14 protein-coding genes and 1 pseudogene are annotated in these 16,513 nt (G+C 64.9%); 9 read left to right on the top strand and 6 right to left on the bottom strand.

Annotation, left to right across the window (positions count from 1 at the left end; genetic code table 11):
• The first annotated feature begins 40 nt into the window (after positions 1 to 40).
• The 3 genes and pseudogenes from IVB07_RS06630 to IVB07_RS06620 all read left to right on the top strand — a co-directional run bounded on the left by IVB07_RS06630 (position 41) and on the right by IVB07_RS06620 (position 4,028).
• Positions 41 to 1,575 (top strand): annotated as a pseudogene (locus tag IVB07_RS06630) (heme peroxidase family protein).
• Between the two features lie 262 nt (positions 1,576 to 1,837).
• A complete protein-coding gene (locus IVB07_RS06625; RefSeq protein WP_018453700.1) occupies positions 1,838 to 3,439 on the top strand; it encodes a hypothetical protein in 1,602 nt (533 codons plus the stop codon).
• 22 nt (positions 3,440 to 3,461) lie between these two features.
• The gene (locus IVB07_RS06620) at positions 3,462 to 4,028 is read left to right on the top strand and encodes a hypothetical protein (RefSeq protein WP_247296111.1); all 567 of its coding nucleotides are present in this window, start codon (positions 3,462 to 3,464) and stop codon (positions 4,026 to 4,028) included.
• Positions 4,029 to 4,072: 44 nt separating this feature from the next.
• Here the strand turns inward: IVB07_RS06620 and IVB07_RS06615 are convergent, their stop codons facing one another.
• Positions 4,073 to 4,591, bottom strand: a complete 519-nt coding sequence (locus tag IVB07_RS06615; RefSeq protein ID WP_018453698.1) for a hypothetical protein — start codon at positions 4,589 to 4,591, stop codon at positions 4,073 to 4,075.
• Between the two features lie 36 nt (positions 4,592 to 4,627).
• Positions 4,628 to 6,175 (bottom strand): acetolactate synthase large subunit, encoded by a 1,548-nt coding sequence (locus IVB07_RS06610; RefSeq protein ID WP_085349553.1) that lies wholly within the window; start codon positions 6,173 to 6,175, stop codon positions 4,628 to 4,630.
• 266 nt (positions 6,176 to 6,441) lie between these two features.
• On the opposite strand from IVB07_RS06610, the gene IVB07_RS06605 reads away from it, so the two are divergent.
• Positions 6,442 to 7,020 carry a L,D-transpeptidase gene (locus IVB07_RS06605; protein ID WP_007596474.1) on the top strand — a complete coding sequence of 193 codons (579 nt, stop codon included), beginning with the start codon at positions 6,442 to 6,444 and terminating at the stop codon, positions 7,018 to 7,020.
• Between the two features lie 68 nt (positions 7,021 to 7,088).
• Positions 7,089 to 7,904 carry a DUF2927 domain-containing protein gene (locus tag IVB07_RS06600; protein WP_018453696.1) on the top strand — a complete coding sequence of 272 codons (816 nt, stop codon included), beginning with the start codon at positions 7,089 to 7,091 and terminating at the stop codon, positions 7,902 to 7,904.
• 37 nt (positions 7,905 to 7,941) lie between these two features.
• On the opposite strand, the gene IVB07_RS06595 is transcribed toward IVB07_RS06600, so the two are convergent.
• Both IVB07_RS06595 and IVB07_RS06590 read right to left on the bottom strand, forming a co-directional pair.
• Complete coding sequence (locus IVB07_RS06595) at positions 7,942 to 8,748, bottom strand: class I SAM-dependent methyltransferase (RefSeq protein WP_018453695.1); 807 nt, start codon at positions 8,746 to 8,748, stop codon at positions 7,942 to 7,944.
• 104 nt (positions 8,749 to 8,852) lie between these two features.
• On the bottom strand, positions 8,853 to 9,980 hold the full coding sequence (locus IVB07_RS06590; RefSeq protein ID WP_026232576.1) for a threonine synthase: 1,128 nt from the start codon (positions 9,978 to 9,980) through the stop codon (positions 8,853 to 8,855).
• Between the two features lie 389 nt (positions 9,981 to 10,369).
• Here IVB07_RS06590 and IVB07_RS06585 point away from each other — a divergent pair, with 389 nt between their 5' ends.
• The 4 genes from IVB07_RS06585 to IVB07_RS06570 all read left to right on the top strand — a co-directional run bounded on the left by IVB07_RS06585 (position 10,370) and on the right by IVB07_RS06570 (position 13,881).
• Positions 10,370 to 11,626, top strand: a complete 1,257-nt coding sequence (locus tag IVB07_RS06585) for a GTP cyclohydrolase II (RefSeq protein ID WP_018453693.1) — start codon at positions 10,370 to 10,372, stop codon at positions 11,624 to 11,626.
• A gap of 7 nt (positions 11,627 to 11,633) precedes the next feature.
• Positions 11,634 to 12,872, top strand: a complete 1,239-nt coding sequence (locus tag IVB07_RS06580) for a URC4/urg3 family protein (protein WP_247296112.1) — start codon at positions 11,634 to 11,636, stop codon at positions 12,870 to 12,872.
• 91 nt (positions 12,873 to 12,963) lie between these two features.
• A complete protein-coding gene (gene upp / locus IVB07_RS06575) occupies positions 12,964 to 13,593 on the top strand; it encodes a uracil phosphoribosyltransferase (protein ID WP_007614501.1) in 630 nt (209 codons plus the stop codon).
• 78 nt (positions 13,594 to 13,671) lie between these two features.
• Positions 13,672 to 13,881 carry a hypothetical protein gene (locus tag IVB07_RS06570; RefSeq protein WP_026232575.1) on the top strand — a complete coding sequence of 70 codons (210 nt, stop codon included), beginning with the start codon at positions 13,672 to 13,674 and terminating at the stop codon, positions 13,879 to 13,881.
• Positions 13,882 to 13,899: 18 nt separating this feature from the next.
• On the opposite strand, the gene IVB07_RS06565 is transcribed toward IVB07_RS06570, so the two are convergent.
• A complete protein-coding gene (locus tag IVB07_RS06565; protein ID WP_026232574.1) occupies positions 13,900 to 15,009 on the bottom strand; it encodes a M48 family metallopeptidase in 1,110 nt (369 codons plus the stop codon).
• Positions 15,010 to 15,012: 3 nt separating this feature from the next.
• Complete coding sequence (locus IVB07_RS06560; RefSeq protein ID WP_247767525.1) at positions 15,013 to 16,167, bottom strand: YjgN family protein; 1,155 nt, start codon at positions 16,165 to 16,167, stop codon at positions 15,013 to 15,015.
• Between the last annotated feature and the right edge of the window lie 346 nt (positions 16,168 to 16,513).

The raw sequence follows: 16,513 nt of genomic DNA, 5'->3' as shown, positions 1-16,513 counted from the left end.
AGCCCGATCTTTCCATTCGACTTTTCAGGAAGGTGTTTCAATGAGCAGCCGCCACGCAATTGTTCCGCGCGGTCTGAACGCAACGCGTTCGCCGCTTTCGCAAGGCCGCTTCGGCCGCATGTTCCGCAAGCTCGCACCGGCCAAATTCGGCCCGAACGATTCCAACACGATCGCAAACCTGTCGGCGCTCGCCGACAAGATGGTCGCCGGCTTCGACGGGCCGAAGGACGGACCGGACGCGGAAGAGAGCGGCATTCCCTCGCTCTACACTTATTTCGGCCAGTTCATCGACCACGACATCACCTTCGATCCGGTCAGCTCGCTGACCAAGCAGCAGGACCCCGACGGTCTCGTCGATTTCCGCACGCCGTCGCTCGACATGGACAATGTCTACGGCCGCGGTCCGAACGACCAGCCCTACATGTATGACGGCATCAAGTTCCGCCTCGGCGAAAAGGTCACCGGCGCGGGCGTGCCCGATGCGGTCGATTTGCCGCGCTTCAAGGGCCGCGCGCTGATCGGCGACCCCGCAACGACGAGAACAGCATCGTCTCGCAATTCCAGGCCTTGATGCTGCGCTTTCACAACCGCATGGTCGACGACAATGACAGCCTGTCGTTCGAAGACGTGCAGCAGCGCGTTCGATTCCACTATCAGTATGTGGTGCTGAACGACTTCCTGCCGCGCATCGTCCACGCCAGCGTGCTGGACCAGCTGAAGACCGCGGGTCACTACGATCGCAGCAAGCTCGCTTACTACCATTGGAAGACCTATCCGTTCATGCCGGTCGAGTTCTCGGTCGCGGCCTACCGGCTCGGGCACTCCATGATCCGCCCTGGATACCGGCTGAACGACGCGGCCAACATGCTGCTGCAGATCTTCCCCGATCCCAACAATCCCGACCACAACGCACTGACCGGCTTCCGCGCCATGGGACCGGGACGCGCCATGGACTGGGGCCGCTTCATCGATCTCGACACGCGCCCCTACGGGGTCGAGGACGTCGACACCAATCCCGACAACAAGAGGCGGCTGCAGTTTGCCTATCGCATCGATGCCTCGCTGGTGGACCCGCTGCGCAAGCTGCCGCCGGAAGTCGCGTCCAATCCGGCGTCGCTGGCGCTGCGCAATCTCGAGCGCAGCTGGCGGCTCGGACTGCCGTCGGGCCAGGCCGTCGCCAGGGCGATGAACCTGACGCCGCTGAGCGACGACGAGATCATCATCGGCAAGGCCGTCGACGAGCCCGGGACGGGCGATCCGCAAGTCAAGATCGCGAGCATCGCGAACGGCGCGTTCGCCGGCAACTGTCCGCTGTGGGCTTACATCCTGGCCGAGGCGCGGCAAAACATGACCGACGTGCCAATCTCCGCGACTGGTGGGCCCGCCACGGTCAAGACACCGCAGCTCGGACCGGTGGGCGGTCGCATCGTCGCCGAAGTCTTCCTCGGCATGATGTTCGGAGATAATTCCTCCGTGCTGTCGCTCGACCCGCAATGGACGCCGGTGACCGGCTCCAGCTTCGCGCTGAAGGACCTCGTCGCCTACGCGCTCGGCCAGGGCGATCCGCTGCATTGAGGGGATGACGGTCGATGATGCAAGGCCGCTCGTCGTGCGAGCGGCCTTGTGACCCACTCGCCTCGACGCGCGGGCGGATGGATCCTGGCAGGCGTGCTTCCCTAACGCAAATCCGTCCGCTTCCTGTTGACTCGCATCGCGAATGGAGAAATCCTTCAACAACGCAATTGCCATTGCCGATCTCAGCAGTACGAACTTCGGCGCCCTCGGTTTTATCGGCGCCATCTGACCAGATTTATTCTGAACAGAAACGGAGGGGCCGATGCGCGCGCTCGCCTTGAGAACCGTCTCTCTTCTCGCCCTCGCTACCTTAGGCTCGATTTCCGGCACGCCCGCCGCACGCGCGGAAGACGGGGCCGATGAGCAATTTGGCAAGGTGCACTTCCAGACTTCCTGCAACGAGGTGGCGCAGCGCCGCTTTGATCGCGGGATGCGTTATCAGCACTCGTTCTGGTACCGGCCCGCAAAGGAAATTTTCGAGGAGACGCTGCAGGCCGATCCGGAATGCGCGATCGCCTATTGGGGCATTGCGCTGAGCCTGCTGTACAATCCGCATTTTGCCGCGCCGAAGGAAAACCTCACCGGAGGGCTCGCCGCGCTGCAGAAGGCGAAGGCACTCGGCGCCAAGAGCGAACGCGAACGCGACTATATCGATGCGCTGCTGGCCTTCTATTCGGGCGACGAAAAGACGACGTTTGGACAGCGTGCGCAGGCCTATCTCAGGGCAACCGAAGCCGTCGCCGCGCGCTATCCCGATGATGACGAGGCGCAGATCGCCTACGCCATTACGCTGAACGTCACGGCGTCACCAAACGACAAGTCCTATGCCAACCAGCTCAAGGGCGCCGCTATCCTGGAGCCGATCTTCAAGCGCCAGCCGCGGCATCCCGGCGTCGCACATTACCTGATCCATCTCTATGACTATCCGGCGATCGCAGAGCAAGGACTCGACGCTGCTAAGCGTTATTCCGAGATCGCGCCGGCGGCACCGCACGCCTTGCATATGCCGTCGCACATCTTCACGCGCGTCGGCTACTGGAACGAATCCATCGACGCCAATAGCCGTTCCGCGAAGGCTGCCAAGGAGGGCAAAGACCCCAGCGAGCAGCTGCATGCCGACGATTATATGGTCTACGCGCTGCTCCAGCTTGCGCAGGACAGCCGAGCCAGCGAGGTCATCGCGGACATGATTGCGACCACTGGCTATGTGCCGGCTGTCCGCGCCGGTCCCTACGCGATAGCAGCCAGCCAAGCGCGCTATATGGTCGAGCGCGGTGATTGGCAGGGCGCCGCCGCGCTGAAGGTCGAGCCGAGCCGGTTTGCCTATGTCGATGCGATCACCTATTTCGCCCGCGCCCTTGGCGCCGCGCGCTCCGGCAATGCAGACGCGGCAACGGCGGACATCGCCAAGCTGGCGGAGTTGCGGGACAAGCTGCAGCAGGACAAGGACGCCTATTGGGCCGAAATCGTGGACATTCAGCGGCAGGTCGCTACAGCCTGGCAGCTCAACGCCCTGGGGAAGCAGGCGGATGCGTTGGAAGCGATGCGCCTTGCCGCCGATGCCGAAGACAAGACCGAAAAATCCATCGTGACGCCGGGTCCACTTGCCCCCGCACGCGAGCTTTACGGGACCATGCTGCTCGAACGCGGCATGGCGACGGAGGCATTGGTCGCGTTCGAAAGCACCATGCGCAAGGAGCCGAACCGATTTGGCGCGACGATCGGCGCCGCTCACGCGGCCGAGAAAGCGGGGGATCCTGTGAAGGCCCGCCAGTACTACGCGAAAGTCGTCGAAACCGCGAGAAATGGCGACTCATCGCGAGAGGACCTCGCGGCCGCACGAAAGTTGATGGCTCAGAATTAGCAAAGATGTCGCGGCAACTTCCATGCGCCTGACAAGCAAGCTCGTTGCAACCAGCGCAGCCATCGCACTGTTCTGCTCAGCCACAGCGCTCTGGATATTGCGATCCGGTGAACCGGCACGCGCAACAGCGACCTCCGGCGAGGTTCGCCCAGTGTGGACGGAAATCGACTGGCCTTTCGGTGCGGATCCCTGGGGGAAAGGAAAAGCGTTCCGCTGCAAGGCCGCGGATTGCGGCGGCGAAGTCCAGCTCTACGTTCGCGCCAAGCTCGGCTTTTGCAATTGCGCCACCGGCATTGCCGATGACGGCGACCTCGAGCAGATGGGCGACCTGGCGCTGATTGGGAAGGCAACGCCGACGGCCGCCGGCCGAGAGATCCTTGTCGGTCCAATGCGCGGCCGCAGCCGGGCATATCGCGTCGAGGGGAACGCCAAGGCCGCGCTCTCACTCGCCTTCAATCAACGCTGCGACATGGTGGCCGCGACGGCTTTGCTCGCACCGGGCGCCACCGCGTCGCTCGAGCCGGCGGTGCTGGCGTTCCTCAATAGCGACCGCATGCTGAAATGGGCCGAGATCGCGCTTGGGCTATGACTCAAGGGAATAGCTGAATTAAAGGCGACAATTCGGCACACGCCTTAACGCGCCATCCCGAGGCCGACCTCCTCCAGCCGCGTGGCGAACCAGCGCGACAGCGGCTGATCGAGGACGCCGCTGACATAGACTTCCGAGATCGTCACGTTGTCCTTGTCCAGCACCAGCAGCACGCCGATCCAAAAGGCGAACCAGACATGCGCATCGGTCAACGCCATCAGCTTGTGCTGGTCGTGGTCGAGCGCGGTGTGATTGCTGGCCTTGCGGATCTCCATGGTGAGCAAATTGTTCGGGATCTCGCGCTGATGCACCACGACGTCAGGGTAGATCGACTTGCCCAGATGATCGTCGGTCGAGATGATGGTGCCGTGCGGCAGATGCAGCGTACGCTCGCCTAGCCGGTCGTAGTTGCAATCGACCGACCAGCCGCAGAACTGCTTCTCCAGATGCACGGCGAAGCGGTGCGTGATGGCACGCTCGCCGATGTCCTTCTCGAACAGGAATGTTTCGTGTGCGTAGAAGTCCCGGAGTGCCGCGATCACCTTGTTCAGCTCGGTCTGCATCTTGCCCCCGGCCCTCGGCGCTCCTGATGCGGTGCCCTACATCTGGACTTCGATCAGCCGCGGTCCGGGCTCGGCGACGGCCTCGGCCAGCGCCTTGTTGAACTCGTCCGCGTTGGTGACGGCGCGGCCGGGCACGCCCATGCCCTTGGCCAGTGCCACGAAATCCAGCGTCGGCCGGTCGAGCCGCAGCATGTCGTTGGCGCGCTGTCCGGGCTCGCCGGCGCCGACATTGTCGAACTCGCCGCGCAGGATCTGGTAGATGCGGTTGGCGAACACGATGGTGACGATGTTGAGGTTTTCTCTCGCCTGCGTCCACAGCGACTGGATCGTGTACATCGCGCTGCCGTCGCCGACCATGCAGATCACCTTGCGGTCCGGGCAGGCGATCGCGGCACCGATCGAGAGCGGCGTCGAGAAGCCGATCGAGCCGCCCATGTTCTGGAGCCAGTCGTGCGGAGCAGCCGCCGCTGTCGGCGGGAAGAAGGCGCGGCCGGTGGTGAGGGATTCGTCGACCAGGATCGCGTTCTCCGGAATCGCATAGGCGATCGATTGCGCGATCGAGGCGTGGGTCAGTGCGCCGGTCGGCTTGAGCAGCTCAGCCGCGGCCTGCGGCTTGACGTCCTTCGCGCTGGCCTTCACCGCGCCGGCGAGCGCTTCCAGTGCAGCGACCGAATTCTCCCCCCAGGAGGTCATGCGATGCACCTCGCAGCCCTCGGGCTTGAGGATGCTCGGCTTGTTCGGATAGGCAAAGAACGCCACGGGATCGTCGGACTCGACCAGCACGATATGGCGGAACCTGGCCAGCATCTGCAGCGCGTTGTCGATCACGTAATGGATGCGGTCGATCGAGAAGCGGCCGCGGCCGCGCGCCATCCTGGGACGGAAGGTCGGGCCCATCACGGTGCAACCGGTCTTGGCGGCGATGCGCTCGGCCAGCGCCAGGCCCTGCTCGCTCAGCGCACTGCCGGTCATCAGCAGCAGCGTGCCCTCGCCGTCGCCGTGCAGGATCTTTGCGGCCTGCTCGACCGCCTGCGGCGAATAGCTCGCGCGCTGCTGCTCGGCCGGAACCTCGGCGATGCCGTCCGCTTCGTTCCAGGCGGTGTCGGCGGGCAGGATCAGGGTCGCGATCTGCGGCGGCGCGCTCTTGGCGGCGGCGATCGCCGCGGCACCGTCGGCGGCGACCGATTTGGAGTCCGGCGAAGTGCGGACCCAGGACGACATCGGCCGGGCCAGGCCCTCGATGTCGGAGGTCAGCGGCGCGTTGTAGTCGATGTGGTAGACGGCGTGCTGGCCGACGATGTTGACGATGCCGGAATTCGCCTTCTTGGCGTTGTGCAGATTGGCAAGGCCGTTGGCAAGACCGGGGCCGAGATGCAGCAGCGTCGAGGCCGGCGTGCCCTTCATGCGGAAATAGCCGTCGGCGGCGCCGGTCACCACGCCTTCGAACAGGCCGAGCACGCAACGCATGCCGGGCACGCGGTCGAGCGCTGCGACAAAATGCATCTCGGAGGTGCCGGGGTTGGAGAAGCAGACGTCGACCCCGCCCTTGACCATCGTCCGCACCAGACTTTCCGCACCGTTCATCCGTCAGCTCCCGCAACCGGCAATGTTCCAACAATCCATCCGATCAATCATTGTTCGCTCGTCTCGTCAAAGCAATAGCCGGCGTCGCCGCCCTGCCCCGCGCGGCGATGCGCTGGTTTGGCTAATACTTTCCGGCAAATTGGCGCGGTTGCCGGTTTGGTAACGCCAACCGTTAAGGATGCCCCGTCTCACGAGGCCGTGGCTTGCGGAAAGCCCGCAAATATGGCCTGTAACTTCAGTTGAATCGATTTTTTGCTGGGGGAACAATGATCCGGTATTTTGCCGCGCCGATTGCCGCCATCGCACTGCTGTCGGCGACCGCCGGCGGCGCCTTCGCCGAGGAGTTCGACTCGCGCGACATCATGGGCGGCGGCCCGAATTTCTTCCGCGGCGGCTCGAGCCCAGTTCCCCGCACCACCGTCATGTATAACGGCAACTACGCCCCGGGCACGATCGTGGTGAACACCTCGGAGCGCCGGCTCTATCTGGTGCTCCAGAACGGCCAGGCCCTGCGCTACGGCATCGGTGTCGGCCGCGACGGCTTCCGCTGGGGCGGCGTGCACCGGATCACCGCCAAGAAGGAATGGCCGGACTGGACGCCGCCGTCACAGATGCTGGCGCGCCGGCCGGACCTGCCGCGTCACATGAAGGGCGGCGTCGAAAATCCGCTCGGTGCGCGCGCGATGTATCTGGGCTCGACACTCTATCGCATCCACGGCTCCAACGAGCCGGAGACGATCGGCCAGGCGGTGTCCTCGGGCTGCTTCCGCATGACCAATGACGACGTCACCGACCTCTACGGCCGCGTCGGGGTCGGCACCACGGTGGTCGTGCTGAACAACTAGCAAGAATCGGCGGCGCGTGGATATGCGGCCTTGTGCGTCGGTTCCGAATACGGCAGCGTCGCCTGGCAATGAGCGCATTGGCCCCGTCTCCGTCCGGCTTTCGCATCGTGCTGCTGGCGCTCGCCACTGTCGCGTTCGCGCCTGACACCGCTACCATCGCCGTCGCGGGCGAATTGCCCGCGATCGCTTCGCGCCAGCGCGCCGAGAAGAAGAGCTTTACCGACGGCGAGATCGTCGACGGCTTTCTGAAGACGGCGTTCGGCGCCGAATACCACCTTGCCGGCCGTGTCGATCGCATCCGCAAGTTCGACGGACCGGTGCGCGTGTTCGCCGAGAGCGATCGCGCCGACCGCAAGGCGCAGCTCGCGAAAGTCGTAGCCGACATCGGCAAGCGCGTGCAACATCTCGACATCGCCATGATCGACTCCAGCGAAGCGGCGAATGTGCGCGTGAAGCTCGTGCGCGACCGCGATCTGTTCCGCACCATCTCGAGCTTCTACGGTGCGGAGAAGGCCCGCGAGATCCGCACCTCGCTCGATCCGCAATGCCTGTCCGGCTTCCGCAAGAACGACAATTTCGAGATCGAGCATTCCGACGTCATCCTCACCGTCGACAACGGCGATTTCACCTTCCTCGACTGCGCCTATGAGGAGCTGCTGCAATCGCTCGGCCCGATCAACGACACCGCCAGCGTGCCCTGGACCATGTTCAACGACAACGTCTCGATGGGCTATTTCGACGTCTATGACCAGTACATCCTCAACCTGCTCTACGATCCCCGCATCAAGGCCGGCATGACCGTGGCTGAGGTCAAGGCGGCGCTGCCCGACGTGCTCACCGATGTACGCATTTGGGTAAGGCGCGTGAACGATCTGAAGGAGTGAGATCGCAAGGGGAGAAGGAAAGCACCGTGGCGCGGCTTTACGCCTTCTTCGCCTTCGACATCAAAAATTGCTGGCGCATCACGTTGTTGCTTCCGTCGTAATATTCGGAGATCAGCGCCTCGAACTCGCTGCGAAAACTCCGCAGCCTGTCCGGCTCGTCCTTGTACTGGGCGACGAGCTTGATCAAAGGCCCGATCGTCGTTTCCATGGTGCGGCGGAAATGCTGCGGGCTGAGTGCGGACGGCGTCATGATGTCCATCTCGAAGGTGATATCCTTCGCTTTCCCTGCGAGACGTTCGGCGACGATCTTCGGATCGCCCCACGACACCGGTGAGGCCACGCCCTCGGGCGGCGGCAGATGGCGGCCGATCAGCGCGAACATCCGGCCGACATAGAGATGCGGCGGCCAGGTGGAGAAGGCGATGGTGCCGCCGGGCTTCAGCACGCGCAGCATCTCGCCGATGGCGACCTTGGGACGCGGCGCGAACATGTGGCCGAACTGGCTGAGCACCACGTCGAACTCGTTGTCGCCATAGGGCAGGCTTTCGGCGTCGCCTTCGGCGAAGTCGACATCGAGATTCGCCAGCTGCGCGTGCTCGCGGGCGCGCTCGAGCAGGACCGGCGACAGGTCGAGACCCCTGACCTTCGCACCGCGGCGCGCCGCCGTGATCGCGGCAACGCCGGTGCCGCATCCGACGTCGAGCAGCATTTGGCCGGTCGCGACCCCGGCGAAGCTCACGAGCTTGGCGGCCGAGGGCGTGGTGAACACTTCCATCGGCGTGAACAGCGACCAGGCTTCCTTCTGGACTGCCTTGAAACCAGCAAACGGGTCTTGGTCGGCCATGGAACTCTCCCTTCGCTCAATGTCAGTTTTTCATGAGGCTGACGACGGATGCCAAAGGTTCAACGCAAGCCCATGACGGCGACGGCTTCGCCTCCCTGGCGGTCCTATTGCACGAGATCGGCAACGATGGTCGCGGCCTTGAGGCCGGTGCCGGTGAGGACCGCGACCGTGGTCTCGGTCGCCTTGATGCTACCGGTGACGGATAGTTTCTCCAGCGCGGCGGCAGCACTTGCGCTGGTCGGCTCGGCGAACAGGCCCTGCCGCGCAAGACGCCGCAGCGCGGCGACGATCTCGTCCTCGGTCAGCGCGACAGTGCCGCCACCGCTCTCGCGCAACGCGCCGATGATCTCGCGCAGGCGCAGCGGATGCTTGATCGCGGTGCCTTCGGCGATGGTCTTGTTCACCTCGCGCGCGACAGGGGTGTCGACGCCGGCCTTGAAGCTTGCATCGATCGGCGAGCAGTTGAGCGGCTGCGCCGCGAACAGGCGCGGCAGCCTGGTGATCTGGCCGGCTTTCAACAGCTCACGGAAACCAAGGGCGCAACCCAAAAGGCTGCTGCCGGCGCCGACGGGCACGATGACGTTGTCGGGGACGCGGAAGCCGAGGTCCTCCCATATCTCATAGGCGAGCGACTTGGTGCCTTCGAGGAAGAACGGTTGCCAATTGTGGCTGGCATAGAAGGTCTGGCTCGACTGCCGGATTGCCTCGGCCTCCGATTCCTCGCGCGGGCCCTCGACCAGCTGCACCGCCGCGCCATAGGCGCGGACCTGCGCGATCTTGGCCGGCGATGTCGAGGCCGGCGCGAGAATCTTCACGCGCATGCCGCCGGCGGCGCCGAGACCCGCCATCGACGAGCCGCCATTGCCGGACGAGTCCTCCAGAATGGCGTCGACGCCGATCTGCCGAAGGAAGGACAGCATCACGGCGGAGCCCCGGTCCTTGAAACTGCCGGTCGGGTTGAACCATTCGAGCTTGAAGAACGGGCGCAGCTCGCCCCAGGCCTGCTGCACCAGTGGCGTGCAGCCTTCGCCGAGCGTGATCGGAGTCTTGATCTCGACCGGCAGCGCCGCCCGGTAGCGCCAGAGCGAACGCGTGCGCGGCTCGATCTCCTCCCGCGACATCCCTGCCCCGGGCGTCACCAGCAGCGGCGTGCGCTCGTCCGAGCACCAGCGCGGCTGGTCCAGCGGATAGAGCTTACCGTTGCGGGGGTCGATGTAGGCGGGGGCGGGCATGGCGGTCTCCAAGGAAGGCGATGCGGCAAAGGCGATCTGTACGTTTTGGTTTGATGACACGTTTTGTCCGGAAACTCGACGCCCGGCACGCCAACCGTGTGGCGCCTCTTGAAAACGTGAAAACCATAATTACTTCATCATCTTACTGCGGTGGCGGAGAGCTCCGCCAGTGCGGTAGCGTGGGACTCGGGCAAGCGCTGCCGGGTCGCGGGACGACAGGAATTTGGCCGCGAACCGCCCCGCCCCCGCGCAGCACGATTAACTTGTCTGTCGCGACTGCCCGCTACAATATGTTGGATTGAGCTCGCGCCGCCGGTGTTCCGCATCGGCAGCGCGACGAGCCAAGGCCCGTCCGAGCGGCGGGCCGTTGGCTTTTTAGGAGTTTGGTCATGAGCCGCGCGAACCGTACCGACCACATCCGCCTCACCTCCCATCCGGAGCCGGGCAGGACAGCCGCCTTCCCGATCCACTGGGGCGCCGCCGACGCACGCACCCGCGGTCCGATCATCGGCACGGTGTCGCGCGCGGGAGATCGCAACGTGATCGGCAGCCATGGCGGCTCCTATGCGATGTACCGCGCGCTCGCGGTGTCCGCCGGCGCGCTCGATCCGATTCGTAGGCCCGACCTCACCAACACGTTTCCCGCGGCGACCATCGGGCCGTTCCCGCAATGGAGCGATCCCGCCAAGATCGTCGCGCTCGATCCCTGGGGGCATCTCGTCGCCGAGAATTTCGGCAAGGACATCGCCGAGGGCATCGACATCAGGCCGAGCATCGCGGTGACGCGCGCGCGGCTGGACCTGCCGGAGATCCGCGAGGCGCTCGCCGCCAAGCGCCTGCGCGCCGACGGCGACGTCGTGCACGCCAATGGCAGCGTGTCGGTGGTGAAGATCGCGATTGATCCGGTCTGGTATCTGCCAGGCCTTGCGGAGCGCTTTGCGACCAACGAGACCGAGCTGCGGCGCACGCTGTTCGAGCAGACCGCCGGCATGTTCCCTGAGCTCGTGACCCGGCCGGACATGAAGGTGTTTCTGCCGCCGATCGGCGGCACCACCGTCTACATGTTCGGCGACGTCACCAAGCTGCCGGACCATCGCACCAAGATCACCTGCCGCGTGCATGACGAGTGCAACGGCTCCGACGTGTTCGGCTCCGATATCTGCACCTGCCGGCCCTACCTCATTCACGGCATCGAGGAATCCGCGCGCGGCGCGCAGGAGGGCGGACTCGGGCTCGTGATCTACAACCGCAAGGAAGGCCGCGCGCTCGGCGAGGTCACGAAGTTCCTGGTCTACAATGCGCGCAAGCGCCAGGAGGACGGCGATGCGGCCGCCGCCTATTTCGAGCGCACCGAATGCGTCGCCGGCGTCCAGGACGCGCGCTTCCAGCAATTGATGCCCGACACCATCCACTGGCTGGGCCTGAAGCGCATCGACCGCTTCCTCTCGATGAGCGACATGAAGCATGACGCTTTGACCTCGCAGGGCATCGACATCGTCGAGCGCGTGCCGATCCCGCCCGAGCTCATTCCCGCCGACGCCTATGTCGAGATCGCCGCGAAGAAGGCCGCCGGCTATTACTCCACCGACATTGCGCCGGAGAAGGACGTCGACGGCGTGGTCGGGCGTTCGCTGGAAAAATACTGATCGATTGATGGCAGACGCTTTGGAATTGCAGGCCCGTTCGCTGCTTAGCGCAGCAGCGGTTCGCGCGCGTGCCGGCGAGATGTTTGGGATCGGTCTGAACGGCGGGCTGACGCATTTCACCATCGATCTCGATCGCATGGATGGCGTTGCCGACGCCGTTCTCGCCGTGACGCGCGAGGCCTATCCGACGCTGGAGATTCCGTTCCATGCGCGCTGGCGGCATTTCGTGCTTGATGGCGTCGACCGTTGGGCGCGGCTCGCGGACGCGACGTCATGGCCCGACCGCGCGGCACGGGCGCGCGCGGAGTTCGACCTTGCCATCGTCAGCGTGCTGCTCGACGCCGGCGCGGGTGCCGCGTGGCGATACCGCGACGCGGTGACGGGACAGAGCATCGGCCGATCCGAGGGACTCGCGATTGCGAGCCTCGACATGTTCGCAAGCGGCCTTTTTTCCCACGATCCCCGCGCGCCCTTCAGGACCGATGCCGACGTGCTCGCGCGACTGCCACTCGCCGCGCTCACTTCGGCCTTTCAGGTGAGCGATGCCAATCCGCTGCTCGGGGTCGAGGGGCGGACCGATCTGCTGCGCCGCTTGGGCAAGCTGGTGGCGGAGCGGGCGGACGTGTTCGGCGCGCACGACACCCCGCGGCCGGGCGGGCTGTTCGATCACATCGCGGCGCAGGCGAAGGGCGGCGCGGTTCCCGCGCCCGCGATTCTCTCGGCGGTGCTGAATCAGCTCGGACCGATCTGGCCGTCGCGGCTGGAGCTTGCCGGGATTCCGCTCGGCGATTGCTGGCGCCACCCGGCGATCAAGGCCGATGACGCTACCGCGGGCCTTGTGCCCCTGCACAAGCTGTCGCAATGGCTGAGCTATTCGTTGATTGAGCCGCTGCAGCGCGCCGGATTCGACGTCACCGACATCGACGGCCTGACCGGGCTTGCCGAATATCGCAATGGCGGGCTGTTCGTCGATCACGAGGTGCTGCGCCTGCGCGACGCCGCCGATGCCGAGCGCGCGCATGCGGTGGATTCCCTGCTCGTCGTCGAGTGGCGCGCGCTGACCGTGGCGCTGCTGGACCGGCTCGCCGAACTGGTCCGCGCCAAACTCGGGCGCACTCCTGAGACATTGCCGCTCGCCAGCATTCTCGAAGGCGGCACCTGGGCCGCGGGCCGCGCCATCGCCTTCGCGCGCCGGCCCGATGGTTCGCCGCCGCTCAAGGTGATCAGCGACGGTACGGTGTTCTAGTCTCTCGTTCGAGTTCGCGGAAACAGATCCTTCATCCGGCGCTTCGCGCCACCTTCTCCCACAACGGGAGAAGGAAGAAAGGCATCCGATCATGCAAGGCGTCACGATCGTCGATCATCCGTTGGTGCAGCACAAGCTGACCCTGGTGCGGGACAAATCGATCTCGACCAAATCGTTTCGGGAGCTGATCAAGGAGATCGGCATGCTGCTGTGCTACGAGGTGACGCGCGACCTGCCGCTCGCCGATACCGTTATCGAAACGCCGCTGGCGACGATGCATTCGGCCAAGATCGCGGGCAAGAAGCTGGTGTTCGTGCCGATGCTGCGCGCCGGCACCACTTTCGTCGACGGCATGATGGATTTGGTGCCGACCGCGCGCGTCGCCCATATTGGCCTCTACCGCGAGCCGCACAGCTTTGCCGCGGTCGAGTACTTCTTCAAATCGCCGTCCGATCTCAGCGAGCGCCTGGCGATCGTGGTGACGCCCGTGGTTGCGACCGCCAACACGGCTGTGGCCGCAATCGACCGGCTGAAGGAGCGCGGCGCCAAGGATATTCGCCTCGCCTGCCTGATCGCCGCCCCCGAAGGGCTCGAACGGCTGCGCGGACTGCATCCTGACGTGCCGATCTGGACGGCCGCAGTCGATGAAGGTCTCGACGAGAACGGCTTTATCCTGCCGGGCCTCGGCGACGCCGGCGACCGCGCCTACGGGACGAGATAGGCGCCGGCTTGCAAACCGCGTCACGTTAGGAACAGGTTCGCTCGCGCAAGGTTTTCCTGCTCTACGATGGAGAGCACGATGACCTATCAGGATGACCGCAGGGCAGACAGAGCACGCCGCAACAGCCCGGTGGGCTGGGCGATCGGCGCGATCTTCGTGATCGCCGTGGTCGCTGCCGTCTTCTTCTACAATGGACGCGACGTCGGCCCGCAGACCACGACCTCCAATCCGAACAACGCGCCGAGCGTCACCACCGGATCGAATCCACCTGCTGCGCCCGCGAAGTGATGCGCTGAGGGCGGGCCGTCACACCTTGCCGCTGCCGCAGATCCCCTTCAGCGCCTGCCACTCCGCATCCGTGAGCAGCGGCGGGCCGCTGGCGGGGCGGTCTTCTTTCGTCATGCGCGCGAGGCGGTCCTCGGTCAGCGGATGGCTCGCCAGGATCGACGTGAGGCCGCCGCCTTCCTTGCCGGTGATGCGGAACATCAATTCGGCTGCAGGCTTAGGCGAACGGCCGAGCTTGTGCATGATCTCGATGGCAAACGTATCCGCAGCGGTCTCGGCCTCGCGCGAATAGGAAGCCTCAACCACGCTGCGCGAGGCGAAGATCACGGCGCTCGAGCCAGTGACGTCGCCGAACAACAGGCCGATCAGGAACGAGGTGCCGCCGTTGTAGATCAGGCCGCGCATGTTGTCGTAATGCTTGAGATGACCGAGCTCGTGGGCGAGGATGCCGGCGATCTCGTCGGCATTTTCGGCCTTGTCGAGCAGGCCCTTCAGCACGAACACCTTGCCGCCCGGCAGCGCGAACGCGTTCGGCACCGGGGTCGGCAGCACGCCCGCGGTCATGGAATCGTCGTCGAGGCCGGCGGCATCGCGCAGCCGATTGACGAGCTTGACGAAGGCGGCTTTCCCCGCCCCATCCTGGCACTCGCTGCGCCCGAAGATCGTCTTCACCTGAACCTCCGCCGCATCTCCAATGCGCCGCTCGATCGGTTTCGGCACCAGCGGCGCGAGGCGGTCGGCAGCGAGCGGCACGCCGAACAGCACGACGCAGACAATGGAGACGGCGGCAGCCATCGACCAGCCGACGATTTTTGCGACCCCGCGGCGCGAGGTCTGGTGCTCGTCGAGCCGCATGCAGCGCGCGGTCACGTCTGACGCGAGCAGAGCGTCGCGGATTTCCAGCCGGGCCAGCGGCGGAGCGGAAGCGCAGGCGAGCCGCAAGATGCCGGGCGGGCTATCGGCGCGGCGGATGTCGGCATAGGCCCAGCGAACGGGCGTCGCACCCTCTTCGAGGATCTCGAGCGCGTCACCGAGCGTCAGCGCCACCTGCCGCCTGCGGCTCGACACGCCGTCGAAGAAGATCGTCGGCTTTGCGGATTGCGCCGGGACCTCTGTGGACAACTCACTCACAGCTCAGAATCCCGCGACATCGAGTCCATCGGCAAAGCCTTCGCCGAGCGCGCTGGCGAGCTCGCCGCTGCCGCGCACATCCGCCGCGGCTCCGATGTTGTGCACCTCGACAGTTTCCAGCACCTTGGCCCAGAGATCGCGCTGGAGATAGACCCGCATGACGATGTTGAGGGCGAGAGCGAGTGCGAAGTAGCCGATCACCATCATCACCAGCGTCGGGATGCTCTTGGCGGCATTGCCCCGCACCAACGCCTGCTCGACCGAAAGACCGCTCAGCTTGACGACGAGCATGGTCGCTCCGCCGATATAGGCGGCGAAGATGGCCGAGAGCAGCATCCACCAGCCGATCACTTTCCAGTACAACGCGTAGAATGCGTTGTGCGGCAATTGCGAGGACACGCTGACGTCGCCGATGCGGATACCGTCGAGCCACCAGCGCCACTCGCGCGCCTTGAACTCGGCATAGAAGAACGGCGCGAGCGGGAAGATCACCATCGCGATCGGGCTCAGCAGCCACAGCCACCAGCCGCGCTTGAAGAATGTCCAGCCGTCGCCTTCGAAATCGCCGCGTAAATCGCCGTAATGGGTGTGCCGCATCTTGTAGCGTTCGAGCGAGGCCTCGCGCCACGGCAATGCGAGCCCGAGCGTCAGGAACACGAGCAAGCCCCACAGCATGGCGCGGAACGAATAGGCCCAGCCCGATCCGTCCATCCAGAACCGCACGCCGCGCCAGACCGTGCGCGTCAGGCGATAGCGCCGCGCGCGAAAGATCGCAAACTGACCAAAGGCGTAGAAGCTGATGAACAGCGGCGTCGAGGCAAAGCCCTGCCAGCGTTCGAACTCGATACCGACAAGGAAGTAAGCGAGGTAGATCGGCACCAGGATCGCGAGCGCGAACAGGAAGCCGACCAGCAGCTCCTTGGCCCGCCCGGTATATTCGGCGGCGTCGCCATCAACCGCGGTGTTCGCCCACAGATGACGGCGGATGTCGGTGACGAGCCAGAACCGGTAGAAGCCGAAGGTGACGAGCTCGAGCAGGGCACCCTTGGTGACCAATTTGCGAAACTCGGTACGGTTGCCGGTGAAATCGACCCGCGTGGGCGGCAGCGGCGGGGGTAAGGGTTCGGAGCCGATGGGGGCCCATTGCATGTCGTTCACGGCGGCAACCTCGGGGTGCGGACCTGGTTCGATCAAACTTATAGATCAGAGATTAGTCGATCCCCAAGATGGGCGGGTTCGATTTAGCTCGATTCCGGTCGATTTCTGGCACGATTCCACGGCCGAGGGCGTGCGCGAGATCACGTTGTTGGATCAATGGCCTCGTAGTCCGGATGGAGCGCAGTGCAATCCGGGACAGCGGCAGTGGCGGACCGAATCCCGGATTTCGCTCCGCTCCATCCGGGCTACATCACACCCATGTGGCAAAACTCGCCCTTGCTCCGGCGCAGACAACCGGCTGTAATTGCAAATCAAATACCGCAGCGCAGAATTCAACGAGAACGCG

It is taken from the genome of Bradyrhizobium sp. 172 (assembly GCF_023101065.1).
GTDB classification, from domain to species: domain Bacteria; phylum Pseudomonadota; class Alphaproteobacteria; order Rhizobiales; family Xanthobacteraceae; genus Bradyrhizobium; species Bradyrhizobium canariense_D.
The sequence above is the reverse complement of the archived record's forward strand: the minus strand, read 5'-3'. Positions and strand labels throughout refer to the sequence as shown.